Genomic DNA, 9959 nt, shown 5'->3' with positions numbered 1-9959 from the left:
GATGGGCTATATGTCGTTAGACCAGTATTAGCTGTCGAAAAAACAGTTGAAAAACCTGAAGTAACTGAAAAACCCATTCAAGTTGTTAAGGCTCCTAAAGGCCTTTATATCTGGAGCATGGATACAGAGGAAGAAATCTCCACATTCAACAATGACAACACAGGTGCTACCTTTGAACTCGATACCGAGCATTTCATTCAGGGAACGGCCTCTATGAAAATACTCCCCTCTGGTAGTGCTCCTGAAACTAAAGTGGCGCTCAATATACCTGAAGATATGCTCAAAGATTGGGCAAATGCTGAAGAGGTTGTTCTTAATCTTTATATTCCTGAAGCCGCGAAATTGCCCCCATCTATGTTCTTCATGGGCATGGCAGATCTCAGCGATGGTTGGGCATGGGTTGATGGAGTATTCTCAGAAACAAAGACTGTCCCTGGCTGGAACCAGATAGTTTTTGCTTTATCAGATAACATGAAAAAGGTAAAAGAGGGCGGTAAGTACACCATCTATCTTGCTTTTGCCACTCTTGATGAGTCTGGGAACAAAGTACCTTTAACCGAGCCATTTAACATCGATGGTCTGTTTATTCCGGTCAAAGAAGAGGTTGTCCGGAATTACATCTGGTCTATGGATACTCCAGAAGAATTGGCTACTTTTGATAACGACAACACGGGTGCTAATTTTGAGCTTTCGGAGGATTTCGTTGTTCAGGGTACAGCTTCAATGAAAGTCACTCCATCTGGTGAAGCTCCTGAAACGAAAGTGGCAATGCCTATTCCAGAAGATATGGTTGAATTGTGGAGCCGCAGCAATAAGATAACTATGAATCTTTATATTCCAGAGGGTACAAAGCTTATTCCCACCATGTTCTTCTTTGGCATGGCTGATCTCACCGAAGATTGGGCATGGGTCGGTGGCGTTTTTTCAAATGATGAAGTGAAAATAGGTTGGAATCAAATCAGTTTCGAACTCGCAGGCAGCATGAAAGAAATCAAGCCCGGTAACAAGTACAAAGTATATCTTGCTTTTGCCGGTTTTGATGCGGAAAAGAATAAAATTCCGCTCACCGAACCCTTCTATATAGATGGTTTTTATGTGGAAACAATGAAAGTGCTCACCTTCGATGACAGAATGAAAATGGCCGATCCAGCTATTATAAAGGAAATCGATGACCTTTTGAATCTCGATGACGACGCTTTGCTTGAAGCAGTGGAGAAAAAAGCTTTCTATTATTTCTGGAATGAAGCCAATCCAGAGAATGGGCTAATAAAGGACAGAACAAGAAAAGATGTCCCGGCGAGTATAGCGGCTGTTGGTTTTGGACTAACAGCGATACCTGTCGGGATTGAAAATGGCTGGATAAGCAGGGAAGAAGGATATGAAAGAGTTCTTACTACCTTGAAGACCTTTGCAGAAGGAAAAGTAGAAGGTAAAAATGGCTTTTTCTATCATTTTGTCGATATGAATACAGGAAAAAGGGCCTGGGACTGTGAACTTTCTTCCATTGATACAGCCCTCCTCATGGCAGGTGTGTTGTTTGTCAAGGAGTATTTTGCAGGAACAGAAGTTGAAAAATTGGCCGATCAACTGTACAGAAACGTGAACTGGCAATGGATGTTGACTGACGATGGGGTACTTTCCATGGGTTGGAAGCCTGAAGGAGGTTTTCTTGGTGCCCGTTGGGACTCTTTCAACGAAGGTATCCTCGCTTATATACTTGCAATAGGTTCTCCTACTTATCCCATTCCACCAGAATCCTGGGATAAAATCTACAGGCCGGTACACGATACCTATATATCCCTGCCACAGGAAACACTTTTTGTTTATCAGTATCCGAACATCTGGGTGGATTTCAGGAACAAAGAAGATAAATACGCAAACTACTTCAACAATGCGGAAGTTGCCACCAGGTACAATTGGCTCTTTACTTTCATGAAAAGGTTTGACTATGAAACTTATGATGTCGATATTTGGGGACTGAGTGCCTGTGATGGTCCCAATGGATACAAAGCCTACGGTGCATCAGAGGATAATCATGATGGCACAATAGCTCCTTATGCCTCCATCGCTTCTATCGTGTTTACACCCGATCTTTCAATATCCGCGGTTAGAGGTATGTTAGAAAAGTATGGACCTATCATCTGGGGAAAATATGGGTTTGTAAGCGGATTTAATGCTGATGCGAATTGGGTTTCAGACGAGTTTGTGGGCATCGACGTTGGAGACATCATACTGATGCTTGAAAATTATCGCAGCGGTTTGATTTGGAAATATTTCATGAAAAGCGAATACATTCAAAATTCCCTCAAAGCCCTTGGTTTCGTAGAAAAGGAAACAGATTACGCTATAACCCCCTGGTATCAAAAGGAATTTGAAAAACTCATGCATGCTCCTGCTGAAAAGGTTGCCTTTGCAATAAAAGCTGAAAAACCCGTAACCATCGACGGTGACCTTGCTGAATGGGAGGGCGTTCAGGGTTATGTTGTGAATGAGGAAATGAACGTACCAGCAGGAGGTATAAAGAAAGTTGATAAGACCAAACAGGTACTTCACAGCACTTTCTATGTAATGTGGGATGAGGAAAATCTGTATATAGCCTCAAAAGTCTATGATGAGTATCTTGTTATAAACATTGAACCCACAGATCTTGGAGCGTTCTACCGTACAGATTCTGTGGAGTTCTACATAGACCCTTCGAGGGCAGGATCAGATGCGGGGATTATGAAACTCGCCATTTTGCCTTTCGATACCGAAGGAAACCCGCAGGCTGTAAGGCATGAAGATGCTAATCCAGGAAAAATTTCCGATGTTGCTCCTGAAATTAAAGTCGCTACGAAGAGAACTGACTATGGTTATGACCTTGAATTCAAAGTCCCGGTAAAATATCTGAATTTAGAGCCAGCTCCTGGAATGAATCTCGGGTTCTGCTATACCATTCATAATTCAAATATGAAAGACGCCGGTTTGGGAGAATATGTGAGGGAAAATATCATTTCCTGGAATAATCTGCCGGATATATGGGCTCATCCTGAAAACTGGGGCACGTTAACCCTCAAATGAGGAGGTTAGAACGATGAAAAAGATAGTTATTTCTTTTTTGTTGATTTTACTTGCTATTTCCATATGCGGAACTACACTCAAAGTTTGGGCAATGGGAGAGGAAGCTAAAACCTTGCCTGTTGTAACACAGGAATTTGAAAAAGAAAACCCGGGCGTTAAAGTTGAAGTCCAGGCTTTGCCCTGGAGCAATGCCTTCGAGAAATTGCTCACAGGTGTTGCTGGAAGACAACTCCCTGATGTCATCCAAATGGGTACAACATGGATGCCAAGTTTCAGTGCTATGGGCGCTTTCCAGGATTTAGGAAAATACATAGAGAAGTCAGAGATAATCTCGGAAGATAAATTTTTCCCCGGCTCCTGGAGCACCTGTGTTTACAAAGGAAAAGTGTATGGGATTCCCTGGTACGTTGACACAAGGGTTTTGTTTTATCGCACAGATTTGCTCGCTGAAGTAGGATACACAGAGGCACCAAAAAATTGGGATGAGTTGTACGATGCAGCGAAAAAATTGGCGGAGAGGCCCGATATGTATGGGCTTACATTTCAAACAAACGAAATACAGGAATTCATACCCTTTGTCTGGCAAAACGGTGCAACAGTTATTGACGAAAACAACAAGCTTAAAGTGGATGAACCGAATTTTAAAGAGGCTCTAGATTATTTTGCACGCTTTTTTGAAGAGGATATTGTTCCAAAAGCTGGTAGTGGAAATATATTCCAGGATTTCGCTTCGGGATTTGTTCCCATGTTTTTCACCGGTCCGTGGATGGTTTCGATGATACACGAACAGACTCCACAAATTGATGGAAAATGGGCAGTTGCCCTAATGCCGGAAAAAATCACCAGAACATCTTTTATGGGTGGAAGTAACTGGGTCATATCCAAGACCTCGAAGAACAAAGAACTGGCATGGAAATTCGTCGAATTTATGTCTACACCAGAAGTACAACTTCAATGGTACCAGCTTCTAAAAGCTCTACCAGCTGTCAAGGAAGTCTGGAATTACAGTGAGTTAAAAGATGATCCCTTCACCTCTGTTTTTGGTGAACAGTTAAAAGATGCAAGAGCAACGCCAAATATTGCTGAATGGGAGAAAATTGAATCCATTGTGGAAGGAGTTTTGGAAAAAAGAGTTCTTGGAAAAATCACAACAGATGAAGCTATTGACGAGATGACACAAAAAATTTCAAAGATCTTAAAGTGATTTCCCCCACCTGCCATCCCTCTCAAGAGAGGGATGGCATATTTTCAGAAAGGAGTTCGATATGAAAACGCGGTTAAGTGCCATTTTGATTTTTCTTGGTCCCGCGCTGTTCATCATGACAGTGTTTATAATTATTCCCATAGCTCTATCTCTACTCATCTCGGTAACAGATTTCAACGTATATGCTATCTTTGACTGGAGAAACGCAAAGTTCATCGGCTTTCAGAATTTCATTAACCTCTTTTCTGATGAAATTTTCTGGAAAGCCCTTTTCAACACTTTTTATGCTTTAGTTGTCGCCATGCCGTTGACGATAATTTTTTCTTTGCTTTTCGCCCTGCTTTTGAACAGAGGGGCAACCTATTTGAAGAGTTTCTTCCGACTAAGTCTGTATTTGCCTTCCATAACAAATACCGTTGCCATCGCAGTGGTTTGGGCCTGGCTACTCAACCCCAGATATGGTTTGTTGAACTGGTTTCTCGGGCTTTTCGGGATTGCGGGGCAAAATTGGCTATCAGATCCAAAATGGGCAATGCCTTCCATAATAGCTCTTGTCGTTTGGAAAGCTATTGGGCCAAATATGTTGCTCTTTCTTGCAGGATTGCAAAATATCCCCGATTTTCTGTACGAAGCCGCTGAGCTCGATGGAGCAAATCGCTGGAAGCAATTTTTGCACATAACAGTGCCATCGTTAAGGCCACAATTGCTTTTCGTGAGTGTAATGCTTGTCATAGGCTACCTTCAGTTATTTGAGGAACTCTATATGCTCACAAAAGGCGGCCCGCTTAACTCGACAATGTCGATAGTACTTTACCTGTACAGGCAGGGTTTTTACCAGTTCAATTTCGGATATGCTTCAGCCGTTGCAGTGGTACTCTTCGGCATTATTCTGGCGCTTACGGCTATTCAGATGCGTTTGCGGAAGTATCAAGAGTAAGGAGTTGAAATCATGAGAAAGAAAAAAATCCCCTTTATAGAGCAACTGGGTGTACATATAATTCTTTTCGCGGCATTTCTCATCATGGCTATCCCCTTTTTCTGGATGGTTTCAACATCTTTTAAGAATCCAGATGAGATATATATATTTCCCCCAAGGTGGGTCCCTCACAGACCGACTTTTGACAATTATATTGAACTCTTCAAAACAGTGGATTTTGGAAGGCCACTTCTAAATACGATCATTGTGGCAGTTACTTCGACTTTTCTTTCAGTAATGCTTTCGGCCATGGCAGGGTACGGTTTTGCAAAATTCAGGTTCCGGGGCAAAGAAAAGCTATTTCTACTGGTCCTCGCAACTCTAATGGTTCCCGGACAAATGACACTCATTCCAGTTTATCTTATTTTGAATTCTTTGAACCTGTTAAATACATACGCCGGTCTGATATTGCCAGGGGTTGCCAGCGCCTTTGGTATATTCTTTATGCGACAGTTCATTACAAGCATACCAGATGAACTTATAGATGCGGCAAAAATGGACGGAGCAAGAGAATTCTTCATATTTCTTAAGATAATTTTGCCTCTTTCAAAACCAGCTCTTGCAACGCTCACCATATTTAATTTCGTTGGGGCGTGGAACTCTTTCCTCTGGCCACTGATTGTGGCAACTGACGAAAAAATGTACACGCTTCCTGTCGCTATATCCGTTGTACAAGGCCAATACGGCGAAAAAATAGCGTTGCAAATGTCAGGGTCTTTCATTGTCATAATTCCCATAATTATCGTGTTCTTCTTTGCACAGAAATACATAATCAAAGGGCTTTCAATGAGCGGCATGAAGTTCTGATGTATAATGCAACACCGTGTGTTGTGGAGATCCCTTTTTGCTTTGTAAAAAGACTATTCGCCTTGATTTTCATCCTCTTTCGGAGGGGATTCCTTGTTAAAAAGGATTTCATGTCTTTCGTTCAGTATTTTCCTTTTTCTGTAAATCAGACCTGTCATTGTCAAACCGTCCAGCAAATTGTGGATGATTATAGGGTATAAAAGGCTGTGGGAAATTTGAAAGCTGTATCCTAAAATGAAGGAAGCAAGGAGCCTTGGGACAAAATCCCTTTGAAAGTTCCTTAGGCTTTCTGCTTTTACCAGAACGTTGCCAATGTGGACAAGAACAAATACGAGGCTGGCAATAACAGTTGCCAATTCCACCGTTAAAAAGCTCATTTTTATGTATTTGCTAAGCCCTCCTTGAAAGAAACCTCTATATAACAGTTCCTCAACGATTCCGACCACCAGCCAGCTATAAAGTAATTGAGGGGTAGCTTTGTTCACACTCCCGTACCTTATTCTCATAATCCACACTGCTGGAGCGCGAAGGATACTGAAAAAGGAAACCAATGCCAAAGGAATCGACAGGGCAATAAGAAGCAAGCCGGGGATAAAGTCTCCAAAGGATATCCCAAGTTCCTGAAAGTCCAATCTGGAAAATTTGGCAAAGAGAAAGCTGAGAGAGATGCTAAATGGTGAAATGAAGAGCAACAAGGCAAACCCTCTAAGGCGCATTTTTCGTTCCAACGCCTTTCCGAGAAACCGTATAATGAGTATGTGAGATATAAGAAAGAGAAACAGCAAATAAGGCATTTTGACCTCCTGATTCAAGGATAGCATAAGGGGAATTAAACATGGCAATATGATAAAATACTCAAGAAGGCCAAAATAGTTGGAGGTGCTTGAATGCGTATCTTGAGCGGTATGAGGTCAACTGGAAAATTGCATCTTGGTCATCTTATTACCCTTGACAGATGGGTGGAACTTCAAGAGCAGGGAAATCAGTGTTATTACTTTGTCGCTGATTGGCATGCGTTAACGTCTCATATAGATAGTACGGAAGAATTTAAAGAATGGACCATAGACATAATAAGAACTTATGTTGCAGCAGGACTTAACCCGGAAAAGTCAGTTCTTTTCATACAATCTGCTATCAAGGAGCACGCGGAACTCTTCTTACTTTTGTCAATGCTTGTCCCTGTGCCACGGCTTCAAAGAATGCCAACATACAAAGAGCAAAGAGAACAGATAACGGACAGGGATCTTTCCAGTGCGGGCTTTTTACTGTACCCCGTACTTCAAGCTGCTGATGTGCTCATGTATCTCGCTGATGGTGTTCCCGTTGGAGAGGATCAGGTTTACCACATAGAGCTCACCCGGGAAATTGCCAGAAAGTTCAACAACCTTTTTGCTGAGGTTTTCCCGGAACCAAAGCCAATTTTGTCTAAGGTGACAAAATTGCCAGGTACAGACGGCAGGAAAATGTCAAAGAGCTATGATAACTTCATTCTCATAGATAGTGACGAAAAAAGCCTTTGGAAGAAAATGGCACCGATGATGACAGATCCTGCACGCAAGCGAAGAACTGACCCGGGAGACCCTGAAAAGTGCCCTGTATGGCTCTATCACAAGGCTTTTACTCATTCTACCGATGAATTAGACTGGGTTAAACATGGGTGCAAAACCGCAAGTATTGGTTGTCTCGATTGTAAGAGGGTATTGCATAAGAACCTTGTGGCTAAATTACAACCTGTATGGGAAAAGCTAAAAGCTTTTGATGAGCATCCCGATATGGTAATGGACATCATTGAAGATGGAAATAAAAAAGCTCGTGAATGTGCACAAGAAACAATGAAGAAGGTAAGAGATGCCATGAAGGTGAGTTGGTAAGATGGAACAACTTAGGCTCGTTTATTCTTTGCCGGAGTTTGAAGGTCCGCTGGATTTGCTGCTCTTCCTCGTGAGGAAGCACAGGCTTGATATCCGCTCAATACCAATAACAATTATTGCGGATGAATTCCTTGCGCACATCGAAAAGATGAAAAAACTCGATATGGAAGTTACCACTGACTTCATTGTTATGGCTTCAACTCTTATGCAAATGAAATCAAAAGCTCTTTTACCAAGACTAAGCCCTCAAGAAGCTGAAGAGTTAAAAAAACAGCAGACACAGCTTTATCGACAAATTGAGGAATACAAAACCCTTAAAGAATTATCAACCAGATTCAGGGAAAAACTGTACGAATCTTATTCTTACGAGCGAGTTAAAGTCGGAGTTACTGAAGAAGATACAGCTGTGGATTCCCTTCCTGAAAGGCTTGTCAGAAGTTTTAAGAGTATACTCAAAGAAACGATTGAAAAAGAGAAGGTTTATACGATAACCGCTGAATTATATAGTGTAGAAGAACGCATGGAAGAACTTGAAAATGAATATCCGGAAATAAGACTTCTTGAGCTATTAAAAGGCTGTAAAAGTAGAATAGAAGCGATTGTTACCTTCCTTGCAGTGCTCGAACTCATAAAATATGGAAGATACGAAATAATCGCACTGGATCCTGAGCCAATTATACAAAGGGTTTTTGCTGGTGTTGAAATTGTAACGATGCAGGTTGTTGAAAAACAGGAAACGGGGAAGGTGAAGTAATGGCCACCGAACTCACCAAAAAAGCAGCAGTGGAAGCACTCATATTTGCTGCTAAACAGGGAATAGAACCGAAAAGGATCGCCAAAATTCTCGGAATGAAACTCAACCAGGTCATGATTCTAATTGAAGAACTTCAAGAAGAATACAATAGCCCCAACCATGGTGTCAATTTAAAGGCTGTAAAAGGCAAACTACGCTTTTATACGAAGAAGGAAGTTCAAAAATATGTCTCACAACTAAGCAAACGACCAATTGTGAGTATAACAGATTCTCAGATGGAAGTGCTTGCAATCGTGGCTATACGGGGTCCAATAACACGAGCGAACGTGGAACTCATAAGAGGGAGGTCATCACAATCCCAGCTTCTGGAACTCAGCCGCATGAAACTTATCAGAAAATCTAAATCAAAACTTCCGGGACGCCCTTATCTGTACAAAGTAACCAACAGATTTTACGACACCTTTCAAATAAATGACCTTTCAGAGATCGTCCAGGGTCTTGAATTGCCATCAGAGGAGGTTGAGGAAACTGAGGGAAAAGCTTCAGAGATTTCTTCAGAGAAACACGAATCTATCCCGGAGAAAAGCAGCTGAAGCCATAAAATCTGGCCACGTTAAGGTCAATGGCGAAGTTATTACCGATCCCTGGGTAGAGATAAATTCCTCTTCTGATATCCTTCTTGATAACAAAAAAGTGAACATTAGCTGTGAAAAGAGAGTAGTCTATGCTCTGCACAAACCAGCAGGAGTTCTTACTGCGATGAAAGACGATAGAGGAAGGCCAACGATAGCAGACCTTATAGCTGGAAAAATAAAAGAGAAAGTGTTTCACGTTGGTCGGCTGGACAAAGATACAGAAGGTCTTTTACTTCTAACAAATGACGGTGATTTCGCAAATAAAGTCACTCACCCTTCTTCAGAGATTGAAAAAACATACATAGCCACTGTGAATGCTACATTGACTGAAAAAGAGTTAGAAGCTCTGAGAAAGGGAGTAACATTGAGAGACGGCTATAATACTTCTGGAGCCAAAGTGAGGCTTCTGAAGAGAAAGGGTAAAGGCACAGTTGTGGAGCTTAAAATTCACGAAGGGCATAAGCGTGAAGTTAGGGAAATGTTCAGGGCTTTAAATAAAAGGGTAATAGCTCTAAAGAGAACCGCGATAGGCGACCTAAAAATTGACATAGTCCCAAAGCCAGGCATGTTGAAAAAATTGAGTAAAGAAGAGGTATTCAGAATAAATAAAGGGGACCGCTAAGGGTCCCCGAGTGCTTTCTATCCAAGGGGG

At 41.7% G+C, this 9959-nt stretch carries 9 protein-coding genes; 8 read left to right on the top strand and 1 reads right to left on the bottom strand.

The genetic code is table 11. From position 1 onward, the window contains the following. From AC3LHT_RS05405 to AC3LHT_RS05390, 4 genes are all read left to right on the top strand, one after another. A partial coding sequence (locus AC3LHT_RS05405; protein ID WP_488662200.1) for a glucoamylase family protein occupies nucleotides 1-3060 on the top strand: 3060 nt, incomplete at its 5' end. Nucleotides 3061-3073: 13 nt separating this feature from the next. Continuing rightward, nucleotides 3074-4264 (top strand): sugar ABC transporter substrate-binding protein, encoded by a 1191-nt coding sequence (locus tag AC3LHT_RS05400; RefSeq protein ID WP_488662199.1) that lies wholly within the window; start codon nucleotides 3074-3076, stop codon nucleotides 4262-4264. 61 nt (nucleotides 4265-4325) lie between these two features. Continuing rightward, complete coding sequence (locus tag AC3LHT_RS05395; RefSeq protein WP_488662198.1) at nucleotides 4326-5201, top strand: carbohydrate ABC transporter permease; 876 nt, start codon at nucleotides 4326-4328, stop codon at nucleotides 5199-5201. Nucleotides 5202-5213: 12 nt separating this feature from the next. After that, nucleotides 5214-6047 carry a carbohydrate ABC transporter permease gene (locus AC3LHT_RS05390; RefSeq protein ID WP_290646762.1) on the top strand — a complete coding sequence of 278 codons (834 nt, stop codon included), beginning with the start codon at nucleotides 5214-5216 and terminating at the stop codon, nucleotides 6045-6047. A gap of 53 nt (nucleotides 6048-6100) precedes the next feature. On the opposite strand, the gene AC3LHT_RS05385 is transcribed toward AC3LHT_RS05390, so the two are convergent. Beyond that, nucleotides 6101-6841 carry a CPBP family intramembrane glutamic endopeptidase gene (locus AC3LHT_RS05385; protein WP_488662197.1) on the bottom strand — a complete coding sequence of 247 codons (741 nt, stop codon included), beginning with the start codon at nucleotides 6839-6841 and terminating at the stop codon, nucleotides 6101-6103. Between the two features lie 93 nt (nucleotides 6842-6934). Here AC3LHT_RS05385 and trpS point away from each other — a divergent pair, with 93 nt between their 5' ends. From trpS to AC3LHT_RS05365, 4 genes are read left to right on the top strand one after another with little or no spacing between them, the layout of a single operon-like run. Next, a complete protein-coding gene (gene trpS / locus AC3LHT_RS05380) occupies nucleotides 6935-7918 on the top strand; it encodes a tryptophan--tRNA ligase (RefSeq protein ID WP_488662196.1) in 984 nt (327 codons plus the stop codon). Between the two features lies 1 nt (nucleotide 7919). Next, nucleotides 7920-8672: a segregation and condensation protein A gene (locus AC3LHT_RS05375; protein ID WP_290667699.1), complete on the top strand. Its 753-nt coding sequence runs from the start codon at nucleotides 7920-7922 to the stop codon at nucleotides 8670-8672. Beyond that, the gene (gene scpB / locus AC3LHT_RS05370; protein WP_488662195.1) at nucleotides 8672-9265 is read left to right on the top strand and encodes an SMC-Scp complex subunit ScpB; all 594 of its coding nucleotides are present in this window, start codon (nucleotides 8672-8674) and stop codon (nucleotides 9263-9265) included. The genes AC3LHT_RS05375 and scpB overlap by 1 nt, the downstream gene beginning before the upstream one ends. Next, on the top strand, nucleotides 9192-9929 hold the full coding sequence (locus AC3LHT_RS05365; RefSeq protein ID WP_290667702.1) for a pseudouridine synthase: 738 nt from the start codon (nucleotides 9192-9194) through the stop codon (nucleotides 9927-9929). Before scpB ends, AC3LHT_RS05365 begins: the two co-directional genes overlap by 74 nt. The last annotated feature ends 30 nt before the right edge of the window (nucleotides 9930-9959 follow it).

The organism is Kosmotoga sp. (assembly GCF_982836095.1).
This window is presented reverse-complemented; position numbering and strand designations above follow the sequence as displayed.